The 22,663-nt window shown below is 33.3% G+C and carries 22 protein-coding genes; 10 read left to right on the top strand and 12 right to left on the bottom strand.

Translation table 11 applies throughout. The features are described from left to right. Positions 1–5: 5 nt before the first annotated feature. The 5 genes from EMN46_RS00590 (at position 6) to EMN46_RS00570 (ending at position 6,693) form a co-directional block, all read left to right on the top strand. Positions 6–563, top strand: coding sequence for an RNA polymerase sigma factor (locus EMN46_RS00590; protein WP_154198736.1), 558 nt, complete (start codon positions 6–8; stop codon positions 561–563). Positions 564–635: 72 nt separating this feature from the next. Then, entirely contained in the window at positions 636–1,046 is a 411-nt protein-coding gene (locus EMN46_RS00585; protein WP_154198735.1) for a hypothetical protein, read from the top strand. A gap of 22 nt (positions 1,047–1,068) precedes the next feature. Continuing rightward, positions 1,069–1,539, top strand: coding sequence for a hypothetical protein (locus EMN46_RS00580; RefSeq protein ID WP_154198734.1), 471 nt, complete (start codon positions 1,069–1,071; stop codon positions 1,537–1,539). A 238-nt stretch (positions 1,540–1,777) separates the two neighbouring features. Further along, positions 1,778–5,044, top strand: a complete 3,267-nt coding sequence (locus tag EMN46_RS00575) for a S41 family peptidase (protein ID WP_154198733.1) — start codon at positions 1,778–1,780, stop codon at positions 5,042–5,044. 248 nt (positions 5,045–5,292) lie between these two features. Then, a complete protein-coding gene (locus tag EMN46_RS00570) occupies positions 5,293–6,693 on the top strand; it encodes an NAD(P)/FAD-dependent oxidoreductase (protein ID WP_195715149.1) in 1,401 nt (466 codons plus the stop codon). Between the two features lie 165 nt (positions 6,694–6,858). Here EMN46_RS00570 and EMN46_RS00565 read toward each other — a convergent pair whose 3' ends face one another. The 10 genes from EMN46_RS00565 to EMN46_RS00520 all read right to left on the bottom strand — a co-directional run bounded on the left by EMN46_RS00565 (position 6,859) and on the right by EMN46_RS00520 (position 16,068). Then, on the bottom strand, positions 6,859–7,917 hold the full coding sequence (locus tag EMN46_RS00565; RefSeq protein WP_154198731.1) for a hypothetical protein: 1,059 nt from the start codon (positions 7,915–7,917) through the stop codon (positions 6,859–6,861). 98 nt (positions 7,918–8,015) lie between these two features. Further along, on the bottom strand, positions 8,016–9,578 hold the full coding sequence (lnt, locus tag EMN46_RS00560; RefSeq protein ID WP_154198730.1) for an apolipoprotein N-acyltransferase: 1,563 nt from the start codon (positions 9,576–9,578) through the stop codon (positions 8,016–8,018). A gap of 41 nt (positions 9,579–9,619) precedes the next feature. Then, positions 9,620–10,480, bottom strand: a complete 861-nt coding sequence (locus EMN46_RS00555; protein WP_154198729.1) for a DMT family transporter — start codon at positions 10,478–10,480, stop codon at positions 9,620–9,622. A gap of 30 nt (positions 10,481–10,510) precedes the next feature. Beyond that, the gene (locus EMN46_RS00550) at positions 10,511–11,050 is read right to left on the bottom strand and encodes a DUF4924 family protein (RefSeq protein ID WP_154198728.1); all 540 of its coding nucleotides are present in this window, start codon (positions 11,048–11,050) and stop codon (positions 10,511–10,513) included. A gap of 43 nt (positions 11,051–11,093) precedes the next feature. Beyond that, complete coding sequence (locus EMN46_RS00545) at positions 11,094–11,471, bottom strand: RNA-binding S4 domain-containing protein (protein WP_154198727.1); 378 nt, start codon at positions 11,469–11,471, stop codon at positions 11,094–11,096. Between the two features lie 114 nt (positions 11,472–11,585). Then, a complete protein-coding gene (gene pth, locus EMN46_RS00540) occupies positions 11,586–12,251 on the bottom strand; it encodes an aminoacyl-tRNA hydrolase (RefSeq protein WP_229130228.1) in 666 nt (221 codons plus the stop codon). A 187-nt stretch (positions 12,252–12,438) separates the two neighbouring features. Further along, positions 12,439–13,059, bottom strand: coding sequence for a 50S ribosomal protein L25/general stress protein Ctc (locus EMN46_RS00535; protein ID WP_154198726.1), 621 nt, complete (start codon positions 13,057–13,059; stop codon positions 12,439–12,441). Between the two features lie 118 nt (positions 13,060–13,177). Beyond that, positions 13,178–14,098 (bottom strand): ribose-phosphate pyrophosphokinase, encoded by a 921-nt coding sequence (locus tag EMN46_RS00530; RefSeq protein WP_368667483.1) that lies wholly within the window; start codon positions 14,096–14,098, stop codon positions 13,178–13,180. Between the two features lie 258 nt (positions 14,099–14,356). Further along, positions 14,357–14,959: a ribosome biogenesis GTP-binding protein YihA/YsxC gene (gene yihA, locus EMN46_RS00525; RefSeq protein WP_154198724.1), complete on the bottom strand. Its 603-nt coding sequence runs from the start codon at positions 14,957–14,959 to the stop codon at positions 14,357–14,359. Positions 14,960–15,078: 119 nt separating this feature from the next. Next, positions 15,079–16,068 (bottom strand): type I phosphomannose isomerase catalytic subunit, encoded by a 990-nt coding sequence (locus EMN46_RS00520; protein WP_154198723.1) that lies wholly within the window; start codon positions 16,066–16,068, stop codon positions 15,079–15,081. A 233-nt stretch (positions 16,069–16,301) separates the two neighbouring features. Between EMN46_RS00520 and udk the strand changes: the two genes are divergently transcribed. The 3 genes from udk to EMN46_RS00505 all read left to right on the top strand — a co-directional run bounded on the left by udk (position 16,302) and on the right by EMN46_RS00505 (position 18,929). Next, on the top strand, positions 16,302–16,919 hold the full coding sequence (gene udk, locus EMN46_RS00515; protein WP_154198722.1) for a uridine kinase: 618 nt from the start codon (positions 16,302–16,304) through the stop codon (positions 16,917–16,919). A gap of 90 nt (positions 16,920–17,009) precedes the next feature. After that, on the top strand, positions 17,010–17,732 hold the full coding sequence (locus EMN46_RS00510) for a 3'-5' exonuclease (RefSeq protein WP_154198721.1): 723 nt from the start codon (positions 17,010–17,012) through the stop codon (positions 17,730–17,732). Positions 17,733–17,825: 93 nt separating this feature from the next. Then, positions 17,826–18,929 (top strand): hypothetical protein, encoded by a 1,104-nt coding sequence (locus EMN46_RS00505; protein WP_154198720.1) that lies wholly within the window; start codon positions 17,826–17,828, stop codon positions 18,927–18,929. A 73-nt stretch (positions 18,930–19,002) separates the two neighbouring features. On the opposite strand, the gene EMN46_RS00500 is transcribed toward EMN46_RS00505, so the two are convergent. Continuing rightward, on the bottom strand, positions 19,003–19,812 hold the full coding sequence (locus tag EMN46_RS00500) for an alpha/beta fold hydrolase (RefSeq protein ID WP_154198719.1): 810 nt from the start codon (positions 19,810–19,812) through the stop codon (positions 19,003–19,005). Between the two features lie 184 nt (positions 19,813–19,996). After that, the gene (locus EMN46_RS00495) at positions 19,997–20,710 is read right to left on the bottom strand and encodes a pyridoxine 5'-phosphate synthase (protein ID WP_154198718.1); all 714 of its coding nucleotides are present in this window, start codon (positions 20,708–20,710) and stop codon (positions 19,997–19,999) included. Positions 20,711–20,817: 107 nt separating this feature from the next. Here EMN46_RS00495 and EMN46_RS00490 point away from each other — a divergent pair, with 107 nt between their 5' ends. Beyond that, the gene (locus tag EMN46_RS00490) at positions 20,818–21,486 is read left to right on the top strand and encodes a CBS domain-containing protein (RefSeq protein WP_154198717.1); all 669 of its coding nucleotides are present in this window, start codon (positions 20,818–20,820) and stop codon (positions 21,484–21,486) included. 157 nt (positions 21,487–21,643) lie between these two features. Then, the gene (locus EMN46_RS00485; RefSeq protein ID WP_154198716.1) at positions 21,644–22,528 is read left to right on the top strand and encodes an NAD kinase; all 885 of its coding nucleotides are present in this window, start codon (positions 21,644–21,646) and stop codon (positions 22,526–22,528) included. Positions 22,529–22,663: the final 135 nt, after the last annotated feature.

Genomic DNA, 22,663 nt, shown 5'->3' with positions numbered 1-22,663 from the left:
AATTGATGACAAACAAATCAGACGATGATATTTTAGAGATGTTTCGGGATGAAGCAACTAAGGAGGAGGCCTTTGGTCTCTTGCTTAAGAAATATCAAGAGCGCTTGTATTGGCAAATCCGAAAAATCGTTATTTCGCATGACGATACGGATGATGTGCTGCAAAATACTTGTGTAAAGATATGGAAGGGCTTAGGTAATTTTCATTCGAAGTCTCAACTTTTTACGTGGATGTATCGAATTGCAACAAATGAAGCATTAAGTTTTCTTAAGGATAAACAACGAAAATATTTTGGTTCTGCTAACGGCGAAATGGAAGAGTTGTTGTTGGCAAGTTTGGAAAGCGATCCATATTTTGATGGAGATACAGCTCAGATGGAATTACAAAAAGCTATTGTACTACTGCCAGAGAAACAGCGTTTAGTTTTCAATATGAAATATTTTGATGAAATGAAATATGAAGAGATTTCGAGAATTCTTCAAACTTCAGTGGGAGCTTTAAAAGCATCTTATCATCATGCAGTAAAGAAAATTGAAAAATTCTTAATTTCGAGGGAAGTCTAATTAAACCATTGGGTTTAAACCCAGTCTAATAAGCGGTTGGGTCTTGATAAATAAAGTAAAAATCATTATCAAATGAAGAAAGATAATCCATATAAAGTTCCAGAAAATTATTTCGATAATTTAGGTGCGCAGATACAAAGTAAGATTAAGCAAGAAGAGGGGAAGTTTGAACAGCTTGAAGAAAAAACACCTTTAATTATTCAACTTAAGCCATATATGTGGATGGCTGCAAGTGTTTTTGTTCTTGTATTTGCTGCAAGAATCATTTTATCGGGCTCCATTTCTCCCGAGTATAAGATAATATCATTTGGAAATGAAGAAGTTCAGGCTATAGCTCAGGTTGATTCTTCAGAGACTAGCTCGACTGAAATTGATTTGGAATTTTTTGATGAACTATCAGAGGTAACGTCTGATGATATTATCAACTACCTTTCTGATTCTGATTCAGATATTGATACGGAAGTTTTGTTAGCTAATTTATAAGTCCTAAAAAATAAAGAATATCATGTACAAAATTATAAGTTTTCTATCCATTTTAATGTTGTATACTTCTCTTGTGTTTGCTCAAGGAAATAAGCGTGAGTTATCTCCTGAGATGCGTGCTAAGTTTGAAGCTCAGAAGATATCTTATATTACTCAGCAATTAGATATAAGTCCCGAAAAGGCTCAGCTTTTTTGGCCATTATATAATGAGATGAAAAATAAGAAAGATTCGTTTCATAATGAATTTAGACAATTATTTAGACAGATAAGGCAGGATTCAGATAATCTTTCAGAAAAAGAGTTAGCCCAAATTAGTGATAGAATTGCCGATTTGAAAGTGGAAAAAGCAACAATGGAAAGAGACTATCATTATAAATTTAAAAAAGTACTCTCTGCTAAGCAAATATTGAATTTATATGAGGCTGATAAAGGATTCCAAAAGATGTTGTTGAGACGTATTAAAGGCAATGGCAATAAGCAAAGAGAAAAATAATAGATTAAAATCGTGATATAATTATGAGGCCCTTAAGTTTATGACTTAGGGCTTTTTTTTGTTTAAAATTTTAATAATATCGGTAATAAAGCTTGGTTTATCTTTCAAATTGTTGGTGAAAACTAAATTGTCTTTTAATAATATTATTTCAGCTTAAGTTTTTTTAAATTCGCGAATCTAATAATATGAAAATTTCATAACTCAAACACACACAGACTTACTAACAAATACTAATAAAATGAAAAAGATCTTAGTTCTAATGTTGTGCATCTTATCAGGCACAATGTTATTTGCGAAAGAAAGCAATCAATGGATACGCTACGCTACAATTTCGCCTGATGGAGAGCAAATAGCCTTTACCTATAAAGGGGATATATATTTAACTCCTGTTAAAGGAGGTGAAGCAAGCCCTTTAACATTCCACAATGCTCACGACTATATGCCAGTGTGGAATCATGCAGGAACGAAGATTGCCTTTGCATCGGAGCGATTTGGAAATATGGATGTGTTTGTTGTTGATCTTAATGGTGGAGAACCTATAAGATTAACTTATCATTCAAACGATGAATTACCTTTTTCATTTAGTGCTGACGATAAGAATGTTATTTTTGGTGGACAACGTTTAGATACGAAAGATCACCGTCAATATAATACGAAATCTCAACCAGAGCTTTATCAGGTAGATGCTAATGGTGGACGAGTAGAACAAGTATTTACGATTCCTGCTGAGGAAGTTCAAGTTCGTAAAGATGGACGAGAACTTGTTTATATAGATAAAAAAGGTGGTGAAGATTATTTTCGTAAGCATCACACATCATCTATCACACGTGATATCTGGAAATATGATGTTGTGACAGATACACATTCAAAACTTACAACTTTTGAGGGTGAAGATCGTAATCCAATCTATTCAACAGATGAAAAAAGTCTTTACTATTTAAGTGAAGAAAGTGGCTGTTTTAATGTTCATAAATTGAATATTAAGAATCCATCAGAAAAGGAGCAAATTACCGACTTTAAGATGCACCCAGTGCGTTATTTGAGTATGGCGAATAACGGAACACTTTGTTATACTCACAATGGTGATTTATATACTAAAGCTGAGAATCAGGAAGCTAAATTGGTTAATGTTAATGTTCATTCTGTAGCTAGACATAACAATTTGAGCGTATTGCCAGTTTCTGGTCATATTAAGGAGATGGCAGTTTCTCCAAATGGAAAAGAAGTCGCTTATATTGTAAGAGGAGAAGTATTTGTGTCTTCAGTTGAGTCGAAAATGACGAAACGAATTACGAATACACCAGCTCAAGAGAGATTTGTTTGTTTTTCACCTGATGGAAAAGCTATCATGTATTCTTCGGAGCGAAATGCGAAGTGGGGCGTTTACCAAACAAAACGTGTTAACGAAAAAGAACCGTATTTCTTTGCTTCTACTGTATTGAAAGAGGAAAGTGTGATTGTTAATGATAAGGATAACTACCAAGCTGAATATTCGCCTGACGGAAAAGAAATTGCTTTTATAGAGAATAAGACAACATTAAGAGTTTATAATCTTGATAAAAAAGAATTTCGCACCATAATGACTCCAAAGCAGTTGTATTATATGGGTGATGGCGATCAATATTACCAATGGAGTCCTGATAGTAAGTGGTTATTGGTTTCTTATGCTCCAACTATGGGAAATGATGAGGCTGTTTTGTTAGCTGCTGACGGTTCTAAAGATATGATTAACTTGACTGAGAGTGGTTATGGTGATTATGGACCCAAATGGGTTAATGGCGGTAAGCAGATTTTATGGTTTTCAAACAGAAATGGACTTCGTTCTCAAGCTAATTCAGGATCGAAACAAATGGATGTTTATTCTCTTTTCTTGACAAAAGATGACTGGGATAAGTTCCATATGAGCAAGGTTGAGTATAAGCTTTGGAAAGAAATTAGCGATAAGGAAAAGAAAGACAAAGAAGAGAAGGAGAAGAAGGATTCTGATAAAAAAAGTAAAAAGGGAAAAGATAAAAAGGAAGATAAGAAAGAAGAACCAAAAGTGAAAGACTTGAAGTTCGATTGGGATGGTCTTCAGGATAGAAAAGTGAGATTAACGATTCACTCATCAACATTGGGTGATGCTGTACTTTCGAAAGATGGAGAGGATCTTTATTACTTAGCTAAATTTGAAAAGGGATATAATCTTTGGACAACGAAGTTAAGAACTAAAGAGACTAAGATGTTAATGCCTCTTGGTGTTGAATCAGGAAGTTTGCAGTGGGATAAGGATATGAAGACATTATTTCTTTTATCTGATGGAAGAATTTCTACGATTGATGTAAAAACTAAAGCCAAAAAATCGGTTACAACCAGAAGCGAGATGCAATTAGATCTTGCTGCTGAGCGTCAAAACATGTTTAATCATGTATGGAAGAGAGTCAAAACAATGTTCTATATTTCGGATTATCATGGCGTAGATTGGGATGCTTTAAAAGTGAATTATCAAGCTAAGCTGGGATCTGTTGGTGACGATTTTGAATTTGCAGAGATGTTATCGGAAATGTTAGGCGAATTAAATGTTTCTCACTGTGGAGCTCGTTATTATGGAAGCATGTCTGGAGCTGATAAAACTGCTTCTTTGGGTGTTTTCTTCGATTACTCTTATAAGGGACAAGGAATTAAGATAACTGAGATTATTAAGAATGGACCTCTAGATAAAGATCATATCAAAATTAAACCCGGTATGATTATTCAAGATATTAATGGTGTAAGTATTGATGCTAATGTTGATTTTGCGAAATATCTAAATAGAAAAGCAGGGGAATTTACTTTACTTCATGTTTATGATCCTTCAACTAAAAAGTCGCAGGATATTACGATGAAGCCTATTTCTTTAAGAGCCGAAGGTGGTTTATTGTATGAGCGTTGGGTAAAGAAAAATGAAGCTGATGTTGAACGATTGAGTAACGGCAAATTGGGGTATGTGCATCTTCCAGGAATGAATGATGGTAAATACCGTGATTTATACGAAAAGGCTATGGGGAAATTTTTCGATAAAGAGGGATTGATTGTAGATACTCGTTTTAATGGTGGTGGTGATCTTGTTGGAGATCTATCAATGTTTTTAACTGGTGTTCGTTTTCTTGATTATGCCATTGAAGATAGAGTCTTAGGTTTTGAACCTAACTACCGATGGACTAAGCCTAGCGTTGCACTTGTAGGAGAAGCTCAGTATAGCGATGGTTCTTGTTTTGCATGTGGTTACCAAGATTTAGGAATTGGAAGAATGATTGGAATGCCAGTTCCTGGAACATGTAGTTTTGCAGGATGGGAAATGTTGCAAAATGGGAATGTGCTTTGGGGATCAGTTCCTGTAAGTTCTAAAAATAAAAAAGGCGAATGGATGGAAAATAATCAAACTATTCCTGACGTTATCATTAAAAATATGCCAGGTAAGATTGATAAAGGAATCGATCAGCAACTTGATGGTGCTGTAGAAGATTTGTTGAAAACTGTTGAGTAGTTTAATTCAAAAGAGTTAAATTTTATTCATTGATATACAAGGCTGTTCTTAAAAGAGCAGCCTTTTTTCTGTCTATTATTTCCTTTATTTAGAGTGGATTCAATTAGGTGATAGTATCATATATAAGTCTTTTAAGCCTTAATATTTTCTATCTTTGAGAGTTTGCTTTTAGCGAACCGCTTAAAAGAAGAGTCAAGCGATGCATTCATCCCAAATCTCATCTATGTTTAATTTTTTAATTAATAATGATGACAAAAAAGTACGATGTAATTATTGTAGGAGCTGGACCAGCTGGTATATTTTGTGCCTACGAACTGGTTAAGTCTGGTAAAAAGTTGAATATTTTAATGCTTGAAAAAGGCAGAGGAATTTCCAATCGGAAATGTCCTAAGCATTCAAATGGAGGCGTTTGTACACATTGTAAACCTTGCAGTATTACTACGGGGTGGGCTGGAGCAGGAGCATTCTCTGATGGAAAACTTTCTTTATCTCACGAAGTTGGAGGGCATTTACCTGATTATTTGGGAGTGGAAAAAACCATGGAACTTATTAAGTATACCGATGAGGTTTATTTAGAGTTTGGAGCTGCTGGTGATATTCATGGGGAGACATTCAGTCCTGAAATGAAAGATATCAGACGAAGGGCGATTGAAGCAAATTTAAAATTAGTGCATTGTCCAGTTCGCCATTTGGGAACTGAAAAGGCTCAAGAACTTTATCATAAGCTTTATGATTATCTTACTGGTGAAGGTGTAGAGGTGAAATTTAATTCTGCTGTTAACGATTTGATTATAGAAGATGAAGTCATTAAAGGCGTTAGAAATGGCAGTGGGGATTATCTTGCTGATCAAGTCATGGTTTCTGTTGGACGAGAAGGTGCCGATTGGTTAATGCAGAAATGTAAACAAGAGAATATTTCAACAGAAGTAGGCGTTGTAGATATAGGTGTTCGAGTTGAGTGTCGTAACGAAATTATGCAGGAGATAAATGATAATTTCTACGAGGCTAAGTTGATTCACTACACTAAAACTTTTGACGATAAGGTGAGGACCTTCTGTTCAAACCCTGGGGGATTTGTATCATCCGAATATTACGAGAATGACTTGGCTGTTGTGAACGGCCATAGTTTTAAAGATTTAAAGAGTGATAATACAAACTTTGCTTTATTGGTCTCACAAAAGTTTACTGAGCCATTTAATGAACCTATTCAATATGGGAAACATATTGCACGATTAGCTAATATGCTTACGAAAAATCAGATTATGGTTCAACGATTTGGTGATTTTATGCGTGGTCGTCGTACTACAAAAGATCGTTTGTATCGAAATAATATTATTCCTACGCTTAAGGATGCCGTTCCAGGAGATTTAAGCTTGGTATTGCCTCATAGAATACTCAAGGATATTCGTGAGATGATAATGGCTCTAGATAAGGTTACGCCAGGTTTAGCTTCAGATGAAACTTTACTTTATGGTGTTGAGGTGAAGTTCTATTCTAATGTTGCCAAAGTTGGTAAGGATTTCCAAACGTTTTCTGTAAAGAACCTTTATATGGGGGGAGATGGACCAGGTATTACGCGTGGTTTAATGCAAGCTTCGGTTAATGGTGTTGTAATTGCTCGAGAACTATTAAAGAAGTTGGATAAATAGAAATTACAAAAAGGTATGTGTGTCCTTCTCGAAGAGGTTTCACGCAAAAACCGCTAATATTTTTGCGAAGAACGCAAAGTGTCGACATATAATTGAAGAGCACTTTGCGTTTTTTTTTGCGTTATTTTTCTTTGCGCACTCTGCGTGCAATATTAATAATTGATTTTATTCCAATTTGAGCTTACAATTGTTTGCTCTAATATTAACTTCTGAAATAGCTTCTTTAGAACCAAATTTACCTTTTGATATTACTGTTTTTCCATCCATGGTTTTGTCCGATTCTAAATCGAAATCACTAGTCTTATCAAATTTAACAGCACGGTGGTTAATTTCGTAATTGAAGTTTGATTTACTACTAAAGCTCAGTCCAAGGTTACCGAGTTTAGAATCTAGTTTTATAAAATTGAACATATAGTCTACATTGAAAACGAATAAGTGTCCCAAGTTGATATCGTAATCAATTTCATTACCCAAATAACTAATGTCAAACTTACTCATACTTGATGAACCGTAAAGTGATTCAATCTCTTTGATTTCAAAATTGTCTCGAGAAGATTTAATGTTTAGTTTGTTGATAGTACCTAATTTGTATTTTGAATCACGACTCTCACCCGTAACTGAGTTAGCCTCTTCAATATTAATTTCGGAACCTCCTGCATCTATATTCATTTCATTAATTTCTCTAATTTTAAGAAAGCTGCTTGATCGTAATTGAAAGTCATTTTCTCCTGATAAGTTTTCGGCAGTGAACTCACAACTAGATAAATCAAGTTTGATATTCCCAGTATGATTTGCAATGAATATGGTCGAATTTTTTTGAACTAAATCGAGTTGTGTCTTTGCTGGAAGATAAACTGTATAGCTTATTTTCACCTTACCCTTATTAAAAATGGAATTGCTTAATTTTTTAAAGGTGAAAAAATCTCCAAAAACCGTTTTAACAATAATCAAATCATCACCTTCAGTCATATCGATATTGATATTGTCTAGCATGGTTTGAATTTTATCAGCTTTCTTCCCTTCTGCAGAGATTGCAATATCAAATTTAATCTCGTTTTTATCCCAAGTTTTAAATTCTACACGAGAATAACGTGTGTCAATTTTTAAATATGTACTTGCCGAGTAGGTTTTTGAAACCTTTTTAGTTTTAATTTCAGCTTTGGCTTGTATGTTTAATGCGATGCTTAGTATCGCAAATAATGTTATTTTAAAAAGTGTTTTCATATTCAGAATGTTTTGTGTTATAATGGATTGTTCAGATATAATGGAGTTAAAAGATTCCATTATTAGCCTATCAAAAATAGGAAGGCTTTATTTAAGAATTAGTATTTTGATTGACTTATCCTTCTGATTTTAACAAAGATTAATAAAAGGACAGCAAAGAATGCTGTAATTCGACCAATATAATCTCCATAAGTAGAATAGAAGGTTTTTTTGCTATAAAGCTTGACTTCTCCTTTCAAAATTGTTTTTTTCCACCATTGGCTTTGTAACTCGACTTCACCTTTGGTGTTGATTATTGCAGACAAACCATTGTTTGCCACTCGAATAATTTGTCTTCTACTTTCGATTGCACGTAATAGAGAAAAATTAAAATGATATTTATAACCCAAGGAATTTTTCCACCAACCATCATTCGTAATCATACATATAAAGCCAGCTTTATTATTGACTCTTTTTGAGCAATAATCACCAAAAATGGATTCAAAACAAACGATAGGAATAATTTCAGTTGAATCGCTTTTTAGAAAAGAATCCACCGTATTTCTGTTGCTATACGTTCCATTATATCCGCCAAGTTCCAGTGAATATTTTCCCAAGAAACTTAAATATTGTACAAATGGCATACGTTCGAATAGAGGAACAAGTTTTGTTTTGTGATAAAAGTTTGGTTTGTCTTTGTCGTCAAGGAATAAGGCTGAGTTAAAAGCCTCGTAATAAAAGTTTTTATCGCTGTTAAATCGGCTTCCAGGTGGGATTTTATCTTCTAGTTTTAGATAAGTATGAGCGCCAATGAAAAATTCTGTTTTTGGATATTTCTTTTTTAGATTTAATAAGCTGTTGTATGATTCCGACTCTGTAGGGTTTTCTTCATTAATTGCTTGAAGAATCATTGTTTCTGGTCCAAAAACATAATCTGTTACATCTGTTTGAAGTAGTGAATCTGTTATCCTAATAAATGCATCGAGGTGAATTTTCTCATTCTTGGGATTAAATTTTTCCGTATAAGGATCTAGGTTGGGTTGAATAAGTGTAAAGCTTTTTTTAGAGGTAATAATCTCGTCTTGATTATATAAGTAGAATGAAATTGCAATGGGAATAAGGAATAGAAATATTGTCACTATTAGGTTCTTGTAATTTCTTACCTTGAACAAACCATATAAAGTGACGTTAATTAGGATAATCCATAAACTGCCGCCTCTAACACCTGTAAATTCGTACCATTGTATCAGTTTGGGGTGAGCGGCAAAGGCATTACCCAAGTTAAGCCAAGGCCAAGCTAAATCCCATTGTGTATGAAAATATTCAAAACCTAATCCGATAATTAGGAAAGGAACGAGAATTGGTATTTTAAGTTGTTTTCGAGTAATTGAAATTAGCCAAAAGACGGTTGCTTGAATGGCAGAGTTAATAAGTATAATGAGGATTGATCCTATAATTTGCGCTTCTGATACCCACCAGTAGGCTAATATATTCCAAATTAGAAAAGCTAGAAACGAATAATTAAAAAGCCAATGAGGATTATCTTGTTTGTGACTTTCTTCTTCGATAATTAGAAGTGGTATAAAGGCACAGAATATCGTGAAAAAGAAATTAGAATAAGTCCAAGGCAGTGCAAGTAAAATACCTGATAAAACTGCCAATAGACCTGTTCTGTATTTCATTTTCTATAGAATTATTCAATAAAGAGACTACTTTTTGATGCTTATCTATGTGTTAAGTTTACCCCAACAAGTATAAGTGCTATTGCTACTATTTGGCTTATTGTAATATGATCGCCACCAATGGTAATTCCCCAAAATAAGGCTACAATAGGTATAAGGTAAGCGATTGATGCTGCAAATATATAAGAGGATCGCTTAATTAATTGGTTGTAGAAAATAACGCCAAAGAAAGTTAAAACAGCCAACAAGGCTAGCATGCCTGCGCTTTCGGCAAAATTTTCAGATGTAATCACACTTTGTAAATCAGTAGTCAGCAGAAAGGCTCCTGCCATAGGACCAACAAAAAGGAAAGCTAAAGATGCAATTTCAATTCCATTGAGTTTAGGTAGAGCAAAGCTGACAATATTAATACTAATTGCCACTGAAAGAATAGCCATAAAGACGTAAAAGACACCCATAAATTGTGTGCTTCCCATTGAGTCGCCCATAAAGGCAATTATAAGAGCTCCAATGAATCCGAGAGCAATACCTAGAATCGTATTTTTATTTGATTTTCCTTTGAAAAATAAAATAGCTAGAACTAGTGTAATACTCGGTAGCATGGCATTTAGCATGCCTGCCATGGATGAGTTGATGAGGGTTTGTGCCTTTGCAAAAAAGAATGATGGACCAATATTTCCTGCAATACCAGAAAGTAATAATGGTCCAATATTTTTTTTGTTTAACTTGTTAAAGTTCTTGAAGATGAGAGGCAAAAATAAAACAAAAGATAAAAAGACCTGAAAGGCTGCAACTTGGCTGTGCGTGAAACTCTTAAGTGCAATTTCTCTTAAAATATATGGGCTTCCCCAGATGAAAGAAACTAAGAGTAATAATGTCCAGTTTTTGTATTTTGCTTGCATGGTCTAGTTATTGAATTATTTTTTTTAAAATTAGTCTTTGTCTTCTTCGAAAGCTTTATATTTTGCAGTAAGTGAAGCAATCATTTCGCTAAATGAACTAACGGCTGCAAGTGTATCCTTTGATATCTCTTTTTTCTGAAGTCGAAGCATTAAAATACCATAAAGAGCAGTTAGACAAAGCTCAATGTCATTGCTGTCTTCATCGGCTTGCGATTTAGATTTGAATTCAGCAATATAACCAGCCGATTTTTGAAATAAGGCGATATAAGCAGTATCTTTTACATTATTAAGCAAATGTATATGGAAATCGAATAGCTCGTTAATATTGTTTTTGATGATTTGTAGATGTCCTTTTTCTTCGACCTTCTCAATTTTCATCATTTCAATTAAATTCTCGTACCACTCTTTAATCTCAATCTGCTTTTCTTCTGGTTGCTGAAAGTGTTGAAGAACGGCTTCGGTAATTAAATTAATATCAAATTTATAAGCTCTTATGAGGTCTTCAATTTGCCACATGTAAAGGATATATTCAGCTAAATTGGTCTTTCTTTTTTCTTGTGCTATAATCATCGTTGGGATATAAAATATATTTGTAATTTCTTTAGATAAACGGTTAATTGATATCTTTAAGTTTATCAATCATTCGTCTGTCGTGTTTGGTTGGTCTACCTATACTTCTATCTCTTTTTTCGAAACCAAAGGTTTTGGTTGCATCCAATAAGTCGAGTTGGTCTTGAGCGGTAACATCTTTTACAAAATCGACAGCCAGTTTGGCTCCCATCCTTTTGCCTGAGATGTCAAGCACCTTATACGTTCGTGTAATGGGAGGAACTCTAAGGTCTATAAGCTCATTTAATCTAACTTCTCTCGAAGGTTTTATGCTCACACCATTAATTGTAACTTTTCCTTTTTTACAAGCTTCAGAAGCCATACTTCTTGTTTTGAAGATACGCACAGCCCACAGCCATTTGTCAATTCTAACTTTATCCATAGTACAAACTTATTTTGGCATTAAAGATAGTGCCTAAAGTATTTAAAGTGCCTTGAGTACTTGTAAGTAAATTACACTGTTCATTAACTTTAAACTTATAAATATTATAAGTACTTATTCAGTTGTTTCGCTTTTCGGTTTTTTAGTTTCCTTTTTGGTATTATAAGCTGTCATTGTACGCTGTAGCCCAATTGTACTAATACCTTTAATCATGTTGATACAAATTTTGTATAAGTCAGGTAGTTTTTCAATTTCTTCTTCTGACCATTTGCCCAATACGTAATCAATTTGTTTACCACGGCTAAAATCAGCTCCTATTCCAAAACGAAGTCGGGTGTAATTTTGATGACCTAATGTTTCGTTGATATGTTTTAAACCGTTGTGTCCTGCATCGCTTCCTTTTCCTCGTAAGCGAAGTGTTCCAAAGGGAAGAGCTAAATCATCTACAAGAACTAGCAAATTTTCAATAGGAATATTCTCCTTTTGTAACCAGTAGTTCACAGCTTTACCACTAAGGTTCATGTAGGTACTAGGTTTCACAAGAATAAATTGCCTGCCTTTGAATTTGTATTCAGCAATGGCTCCATATCGTCCATCTTTGAATTCTAATTTTGCTGTTTCGGCAAGTGCATCTAAAATTCGGAATCCAATATTGTGGCGAGTGTGAAAATATTCTGGTCCAATATTCCCAAGTCCAACAATTAAGTATTTCATATCAGCGTTTTTTTCTGAATTATTGGCTTTCTCTTTTTTAAACAAATTTGTAATAAACTTAAACATGATGCTTATAATTTGTGCAGAAGAATAAAGGCCAATTTAATCAATAGTTTTAATCTTTTCAGCTTGATTTACAAGATCTGTTCTTTTGTAAGAATTGAAATTGTAAGTTGGATTTAAAAATAAAACTCCCAAGCATAATGGCTTGGGAGCTTGTATTTTATTAAGTTCTATTGTTTTAACAATCGAACTAAGCTTCTGGCTTAGCAGCAGGAGCAGCAGCAGGGGCAGCAGCTCCAGCTTCAGGAGCAAGTGCAGCAGCACGAGCAGCTCTTGTAAGTTTCACTTGAACAACAACAGCACTCTTAGCGTTCAATAACTCAAGGTTTTCGAAATCTAAAGCACCAACTTGAATACTATTATTCAATCCTAAATTTGTTACATTAATAGGAAGAGATTCAGGAAGATCTTTCATCAAAGCTTTCACCTTAAGTTTTCTTAGGTTGATAGCAAGTTTTCCACCTGATTGTACACCAATTGCGAAACCTTCAACTTTGATAGGTACCTCAACTTCGAATGCTTTATCTTCAGTTACTTGAAAGAAATCAACGTGAAGAGGTTTATCTGTTACAGGGTGAAATTGAATATCTCTTTTTACTGCAGTAAATACTTTACCATCAACATCAAATTTAACGATGTAAGTTTCAGGAGTAAAAAGTAATTTGTTAAGATCTTTTTCGTTTACAGAAAAGTGAATGTTTTCACCTGCACCGTAAAGTTCACAAGGAACTAGTTCTGCTTTACGTAAAGCTTTAGTTGCTTTTTTTCCTAGTTCAGTTCTTAATGAACCTTTTAATTCTAAAGTTTTCATTTTACTTTTTTTGTTATGCTACTCAATATAAATTTCATTGCCTTGGTAAGTAGGCTCAATTTATATCCCATCACACGATTATAAATAGTTTTACCAAAATCAGCCGCAAATATATTAATTAAATTATAAAGGTTGAGCTAATTGATTCGTTATTATAAACATTAAGGATTGTTTTTGCGAAAATATCAGCAATTGTAAGCGTTTTAATCTTTGGAGAAGCATTATCCAATTGGATAGAATCTGTGAAAAGAACTTCTTCAAGTTCAGATCCTTCAATTCTTTCATAAGCTGGACCCGAAAGAACAGCGTGAGTTGCAATAGCTCTTACGCTTAATGCACCTTTTGCTTTTAGCATGTCGGCAGCCTTAGTAATTGTACCTGCTGTGTCAATCATATCATCAATAATAACAACATTTTTGCCTTCAACATCACCTATAGCAGTCATTTCGCCTACTACATTAGGTCTTTCTCTTCTTTTATGACAAATAGCAAGACCAGCATGAAGATACTTAGAATATGTATTTGCTCTTTTACTTCCGCCCATATCAGGAGAAGCAATAACTAAATTATCAAGGTTTAAGCCTTTTAAATAAGGAAGAAGTACAGATGAACCGTAAAGGTGATCAACAGGTACATCAAAGAAACCTTGGATTTGATCTGCGTGTAAATCCATAGTCATAATACGATCTACTCCAGCAGCCATTAGTAGGTTTGCTACTAGTTTTGCTCCTATAGCAACTCTTGGACGATCTTTTCTATCTTGGCGTGCGAATCCGAAATAAGGCATTACCGCAACAACTTTATATGCTGATGCTCTTTTGGCAGCGTCAATCATCATTAAAAGTTCCATCAAATTGTCAGCAGGAGGAACAGTAGACTGAACGATAAAAACGTGAGCTCCACGAACGGTTTCTTCGTAAGCAACCTCAAATTCACCATCGCTGAAATTAATAATAGTTGAGTTACCGATTTCTAATCCGGCAGATTTAGCAATTTGAGAAGCTAGTTTTTTACTTTTTGAACCTGCGAAAATTTTAATTTTGGCATTCATAATTTGGCTGTTTTTCTAATGTTCTAAGTGGCTTTATACCACTTAATTAGTGAATTGGATATTGTTCGATAAATCGCACTATAATAATAATGACGCAAATTTAAGAATATAAACTCGTTTTTAATAAAAAATACGAAAGCAAATATTGTATTTGTTTTATTATGATTTAACGATTTGTTAAAACGCTTTTTTTTATAATTAAAAAAGAAGATTTCTGAGTGAAATCTTCTTTGTTTATCTGTGTTTTTATTTGCTGACGGTTTTATTGGTTTCCTCAATAAAATTCAGAAGTTCTTCTTTTCCCATTCCAGATGTTGAGGAGCTGATAAGGTAGTGAGGCATTTCTTCCCATCTTATTAGCATTTGTTGTTTGTATGCTTCAACATTGTTAGCTAATTCTCTTTTACTAAGTTTATCTGCTTTTGTAAATATAATTGAGAATGCAATGCCATTTCCGTTTAACCATTCCATAAAATTAAGGTCGATTTGCTGGGCATCATGACGTACATCAACTAAAACAAAAATGTTGACTAAGTTCTCTCTATTTTCGATATAGCTATAAATAATTTTACTAAAACCACTTTTTAAGTTTTTTGAAACTTTAGCATAACCATATCCAGGAAGATCGACCAAATACCATTCTTTATTAATCAAAAAATGGTTGATTAATTGGGTTTTTCCTGGTTTTCCTGAGATTTTAGCTAAGTTCTTGTGATCAGTTAGCATATTAATCAGTGATGATTTTCCAACATTCGAACGTCCGATAAATGCATATTCAGGCATGTTTGCCTTCGGACATTTTTTTACATCGCTATTCGAAATTATAAATTCGGCTGTGTTGACCTTCATGTTTTCTATTTTTTTGCTCGGCAAAGTTAATCCAAAAGTAGTCTATTCGAAATATTGACTCTTAAATATTAATAGATGTTTTATTTTTTATCAAGAGTATCTCTATTTCTTGTATAATACTATTGCTCTGGTTGAATAAAAACTTCAAGTAATTTTGTTTTCTGTTTAGGACTCAAAGTTAGATTTTTTAGAGATGCTGGGATTAAAACGGTTTCCCCTTTAGTTAATGATACTGGTTTTTCATCTTCAAATTTTATATCACAATTTCCTTCCAAACAAATATAAATGACAAAAGAATCAAGTTTAAAGTAATCCTTCTCTATGTCTTTATTAAATTCTAGAATATTTGTTGTGAAGAATGGACATCTTATAATTTCTGACGATTCATTAATTTTAGACTCATAATCAGTTTTGTGCTTTTTTTCGTAGGTGTAATCTAATACTTCTTTGGCTAAACCAAGATGAAGTTCTCTCTCGTTTCCTTCATCATCTTTTCTATTCCAATCATGAATACGATAAGTAATATCAGATGTTTGTTGTATTTCTGCAAATAAAACGCCTTTACCTGTGGCATGAATTCTACCTGCAGGAATTAAATAACAATTATCAGCTTCAGTTTTTTCTCTGTTAACAATTTCAGGAATATTACCCTCTTGAATAGCATTAAGAAAGATATTTTTATCCACAGTTGGGTTAAAACCTATAATGAGTTCAGAGTCTTTTTCAGCGTCGATAATATACCACATCTCGGTTTTCCCGTATGCCTTGTGTTTTTCAAGTGCAAATTCATTATCTGGATGAACTTGAATGGATAAATTTTCGTTGGCATCAATAAACTTAATTAGTAAAGGAAATTCAATACCAAATTGTTCATAGACCTTGTCGCCAACCAAATCGCCCATGTAAACTTCTATAAGTTCTTCTAGATCGTTACCTTCAAGAAAACCGTTTTTCACAACTGATATGTCGTCTGCTAGACCAGATATTTCCCAGCTTTCACCTGTTTTTGCATTAGGATCAAATCCTTTATTAAGAATAGTATTTAAGCGGTTTCCTCCCCATATTTTTTCTTTGGGAATTGCTGTGAATTTTAAAGGATATAAGTTCATAAAGAATAGTTTTGAATATGTGGTTAAGATGAAATACAATCACCTAATATTATCAATTATAAGTGCTGTGTATGCTGTTGTGTGTGTGCTTGTGTCTTTAAATAAAATTAATGTTTGTCAACTGTATATGTATTTACTACGTGTTTAGAGGTTTAAATCTCAGTATAAAATTCGTACCTTTGTGACGTAAAACTAGTGCAAATTTATAATATTTGATTTAAATACCATTCTACATGTTAATAATTGGGATAGCAGGAGGTACAGGTTCAGGTAAAACAACCGTTGTGAGAAAGATTATTGAGCGATTACCCAAAGGGGAAGTTGCTGTCTTACCTCAGGATTCTTATTATAGGGATAGTAGTCATTTACCACTAGAGAAGCGTCAGGAAATTAATTTTGACCATCCTAATTCAATCGAATTTGAATTATTGCAAGAGCATATCAAGCAATTAAAAGCGGGTATTGCCATTAAGCAACCTATTTATTCATATTTAACTTGTACTCGATCTGAAGATACTATTTTAGTTCAGCCAACCGAGGTTGTTATTGTTGAAGGAATTTTAACCCTTACTCAGCCTGAGTTGCGAGACTTAATGGATATTAAAGTGTTTGTTGATTGCGATGCTGACGATAGATTAAATCGTGTTATTAAGCGAGATATTGTTGAGCGTGGTCGTTCGGTAGAAAAAGTACTAGCTCGTTACGAGGATACTCTAAAGCCAATGCACTTGCAATTTATAGAGCCAACAAAACGTTATGCCGATATTATTGTTCCTCAAGGTGGAAACAATCATGTTGCTATAAATATTTTGACTCAGTTTATTCAAAAGAATTTGAAAGTGAGTATTTAATCATTCACTAATAAATAGAATTTAGAGGAGATTTTGAAATGATCTCCTTTTTTTATATTTTTAATCTTCACTTATGATAAATTATTGGCTATGCTTGATGGTATTAAAATAGAAGATTTACTCTTTATTGATATTGAAACGGTTTCAGGAGAGCCCGAATTTGAAAAAAACAGTCCAAAATTGCAAGAATTGTGGGAGAAGAAATCAAACTATTTTAGAGATGACGATGAAACAGCTTCTGATGTTTATGCAAGAGCAGGTATTTATTCTGAGTTTGGTAAAGTTGTTTGTATTTCGACAGGTGTAATTGTTAGGATTGGAGGAGAGAAACATTTTAAGGTTAAATCCTATTATGGACACGATGAAAAGAAGCTTCTTGCTGAGTTTGGTGAGATGCTTGATCGTTTTTGTTCTAAGCCAACAAAAAATCTTTGCGCTCATAATGGAAAAGAATTCGACTTCCCATACATCGCTCGCAGAATGTTGATAAATGGACTGAAACTACCCAAAGCATTGGATATTGCAGGGAAAAAGCCTTGGGAAATAAAGTTTGTCGATACGATGGAATTATGGAAGTTTGGCGATTATAAAAATTACACATCACTGGCTCTTTTATGCGAGGTGTTTAATATTCAAACGCCCAAAGACGATATTGATGGCTCAATGGTTGGTCATGTTTATTGGCAGGAAAATGATGTGGAACGTATAGCCATATACTGCGAAAAGGATATTTTGGCAACAGCGCAATTGTTCTTACGATATAAAGGTGAAGATTTGATTCCTCAGGAAAATATGGAGCGGGTTTCTAATTAGTGTCATAATCTGTGCAATATTTTGCCTAATTTCGTGTTTGAAATAATATATTAGAAATAAGTCTTGGTTTACAAGTTAAAATACAAATGAAAGATGAAAAAAATAGGATTTAAAAGTATTGGCGTTTTTGCAGTATCTGTCCTCACAATAGCTCTTACTTCATGTGGTGGAAGTAGTGGAGGTGGAGAAGACGATTTTGAATTTGAGTCAAGAGATTTGATGAATAAATATTGGTTTGCAAATCCATATTTATCTTCATCTTATTCCAATGATGATGCCGTTATTGTATATAAATTTGAGGGTGGTGGAGTATTAAAACGTCAACAATATAGTGGACGTCGAGATGAGGCTGTAGGTTCATGGAATTTAAACGATAATATTTTGGAAATTCATGATGAATCTATTTCAGAGGATGATCTACAGGAATGGTTTATTCAATCAAAATCAACAGCAAATTATCTTAACTTGAAGAGAACAGGTGGAAGTCGTGATTTTTATACAAATATTTCAGGATTTGATGACGTAACTGCCGATGCTTATTTGGTGAACGAATTAAAATTGGTAGATAATGAATATGTGTCATCATATAGATTTGACTATTTAGTTTCAGGTAATGCTATATCCAAGGTTTATGCAATGTTAGATAATGACACTCGCAATACACTAGAGGAACGACAAGATGTTTATGGGGATAAAATTTTCACTTTATCTGATGATGATATGGACAATTATATTTCTGATTTTGGGGGTGAACAGTTGGTGCGTTTTGATCTTGAACTTGACGGGGGAGAGAAAGTTAAATTGGATGAGAATATTTATGCTGATAATATTGCTTCATTTTCATCTGCTGATCGAGATTATTCTCGAGATGGTTTGTCAATAACTGTAAATTGGAAGGCTATTGATGAAGAGAATGTTTATTATTTTATTGAAATTTTAGATGAAAAATCTTCAACAGGAATTCCATTATTTAAATCTAATCGTCAACCTGCAGTTGCTAACGAGGCAAAGAGTTTGAAAATATCAAGTGGTATTTCTGCTGAAATTGATGAGCTAGATAAATTAAATATTGATGAAGAGTATCTTGTTCGTATTACAGGTCTTAAATATGAAACAGGGATTGATCCTATAAATTCTAGTAATAAGGATGTAAATATTCAAGCTAAAACAATATTGACGTATAAAATTATTTGGTAGAATATTATTTTTTATAAAAGAGCCGACTAGAATTAGATTCTAATCGGGTCTTTTTTATCTTATTTTTGGCTAACTATTCTAAAATAAAATAATTAATTGTTTTTACGAGTAAGTCAGCTTGTTCTGCATGAACCCAATGTCCTGCTTTAGGAATAGTTGTAATTTCGGCATAAGGAAATATGGTTCTTATAAGTTTGTGGTCATCGTCACAGATATAATTCGATTCTTCTCCTTTTATAAATAAAACAGGGAAGCCTGTAATTCCTTTTCCTTGCGTAAAAGAACTTTCGTCAATACCATCCATTATTTGAGGAAGGTATTCGCTAATCGTTTTAATATTTAATTTCCATCCAAAGCTTTTATCCTTGTTTCGTTTCAAATTCTTTAACAAGAACTGTCTAACCTTTTCACTTTTAATTTGTTTCGCAAGTTCTTGGTTTATTTCAGTTCTCGATTTATACAGACTCAAATTAAAATTGAGAATGATAGAAACTAAATGCTCGTGATTAATTGTTTGAGGCGTATAATCTGATATTTTACTGTAGTTTTTAGGAGCGATATCAACCACCAGTAAATTGCTTACTCTTTCAGGGTAGTCAATAGCAAAAAACATAACTGTTTTACCACCCATGGAGTGACCTATTAAGGTAGCCTTATCTATTTTATGATCGTCCATAAACTCCAATAGATCATTTTTCATGTCTATATAAGTATGTGAGTCAGCATGTGGAGAATTACCATGGTTACGCTGGTCGATAATAAAAACCTCAAAGTTTTCGGATAGTTTTTTGGCTATTGTTAACCAATTGTCGAGACTGCCATATAAGCCATGAACAATTATTAAGGCTGGTCCTTCGCCAAGTTTTTTATAATTAAGTTTCATGTGTTTCTTATTTGATTTTTATTTGTCACATGGAAGTCGCTCTTTCAATCATTTCTTTGTGCTTGTATTATAATTCCATTGATATGAGTGTGTGTTAAGTCTATTGCCATGCTCGTTTCATGACAATTTTATTCTAAAAAAAAACGATGTGGAAATATGAAATTTCCACATCTTGTAATCAGTATTATTTTAATTGTTGAAGATACATTTGAATGGTTTTTTCCATTCCCATGTATAAAGCATCAGAAATTAAAGCATGTCCAATTGAAACTTCAGCAAGATCTGGAACATTCTCATTGAAAAACTTTAAGTTTTCAAGACTTAAATCATGACCTGCATTAACACCTAAACCAAGTTCTTTGGCTTTCTCCGCTGCAATTGTAAATAAACGAACAGCTTCTTTAGGATCAGATGGGAAATCTGTTGCGAAAGGTTCTGTGTAAAGCTCTACTCGGTCGGTTCCTGTTGCTTTTGCTCCTTCAACATTTTTAAGTTGAGTGTCTACAAAAATTGATGTGCGAATACCAGCTGCCTTAAATTTCGAAATAACCTCGATTAAAAACGCTTTATTTTTAATCGTATCCCATCCTGCATTAGAGGTTAATGCCTCTGGTGGATCTGGCACAAGCGTTACTTGCTCTGGTTTTATACTCAATACCAAATCAATAAATTCTTTATTGGGGTATCCTTCAATATTGAACTCAGTTGTTACAATTTTTTTTAAATCCAATACATCTTGGTAACGAATGTGTCGCTCATCAGGACGAGGGTGTACTGTTATACCTTCAGCACCAAACCTTTCACAGTCAGTAGCCATTTTGCAAACATTAGGCATGTTACCACCTCGAGCGTTTCTTAATGTTGCAATTTTGTTTATATTTACACTAAGTCTAGTCATTTTATGTTGAAATAGTTGTGTTGTTAAATAATTATAGTCAAAGTTATAGTATTATTTGCTTTGTTGAAAAGTAAAATTAGAAGTATTTTTTTGAAAAAGAACGTAATATGGTTGCAAAAGATTTAATTTCTGATGTTGTTCCAGTTTTGAGAGAGTCTGATACGGGGTTTCAGGCTCTAAATTGGATGGAAATATTTAAGGTTTCTCATTTACCCATAGTGAGAGATGATGAGTTTGTTGGGCTTTTGTCTGATAATGATATTTATGATTTAAATCAGGCTGAAGAAACAATTAAAAGGCAAAAACTATCTTTGTTTAAACCTTTTGTTACCCAAGGTCAACATATTTACGATGTAATAGAAAAGGTGTCTCAACTAAAACTTACCGTAATTCCTGTTCTTTTGGAAGATGAGAAAACTTATTTGGGTTTAATCACTTTAAGTGATTTAATGGGTTGTATTAATGAGATTTTTGCCGTTAGTGAGCCAGGAGGAGTTATTGTTTTAGAATTAAACTCAATTGACTATTCGTTAAGTGAAGTTGCCCAGATTGTAGAAAGTAATGATGCCAAAATTTTAAGCCTTTATATTAAAACTTCTGAGACCTCGCGTAAAATGGAACTTACGATTAAGATTAATAAAACAAATCTGACATCTATTATTCAAACTTTTCATCGTTATGATTATGTGATTAAATCAACCTATTCGAAAAATGATGATATGCAAGATTTACTTTTCGATCGTTATAATTCTTTCATGAAATTTTTGAATCCATAACTTTGTATCATTCAAACGCCATATTTTATTGTTTGGAGCCCCTATTCCCTTATATTTGTGATCTAAAATTGCAATGCTTATTGTTGTTGTTTTTGAGATGAATAATGAGCATTTACTTTATTCATTAAAAATGATTACTTAATTTTTAAAAAAGATTATGAAGGTAGCCCTGTTTGGGAAGCAGTTTAGTGAAGATTTTCTAGATAGCTTTAAATTAATTTTAGATGAATTTAGTTTACATAAAATAGAACTAAGTATTTATCGTCCATTTTATGACTTTATTGTAAGTCATTTGGGCTTTACGCCTGATATTTCAATATTTTTTACAGAGCATTCTGATTTGGATAAAGAGTCTGATTATTTTTTCACAATAGGTGGAGATGGTACTTTTCTCGATGCTGTTATTGTAGTTCAAGCTTCAGGAATACCTATTGTTGGTGTTAATAGTGGACGTTTAGGCTTTATGGCTGATATTGCACAAGATGAAATTCCTACTGCTATTACGAATATTTTAGATGGCAATTTTGCAATAGAAGAGAGAACTTTATTGAAGGTGCAAACAGGAGATAATGGTTTGTTTAAAGATTTCAATTATGCTTTAAATGAATTTACTGTTCACAAAAAAGATACGGCATCGATGATTACGATTCATACGTATATTGATGGCGAATACTTGAATTCTTATTGGGCTGATGGGGTTATTATTGCGACACCTACAGGTTCTACAGCATATTCTTTGAGTGTTGGAGGTCCTATTATGATACCCAATACGCAGAATTTTGTCATTTCGCCAATATCTCCACATAACTTAACAGTAAGACCAATTGTAGTGCCTAATCAACAAATAATCACATTGAAAGTTGAAGGGCGTAGTGATAGCTATTTGGCTTCATTAGATTCAAGATCGGTTAGTATTGACGCTTTAACTGAATTAAAAATAAGTAAAGCAGATTTTAAAATTAAGGTTCTAAAATTAAATACGCATACTTTTTATAGTACACTTAGAAACAAGCTTATGTGGGGCGTTGATAAACGTAATTAATTAGTTTTTAGTGGCGAGTAAGAATATTTGTGAACCGCGGTTAATTTTTGTTAAGACCTGAGGTTTTTTCATATTATATGCTACTTTTGTAGCTTATGATTGAATAATATTCAATACTTAGCAATCTTATATTTA

Origin of the sequence: Ancylomarina sp. 16SWW S1-10-2 (assembly GCF_009669305.1) — a bacterium.
Lineage (GTDB): Bacteria > Bacteroidota > Bacteroidia > Bacteroidales > Marinifilaceae > Ancylomarina.
The sequence above is the reverse complement of the archived record's forward strand: the minus strand, read 5'-3'. Positions and strand labels throughout refer to the sequence as shown.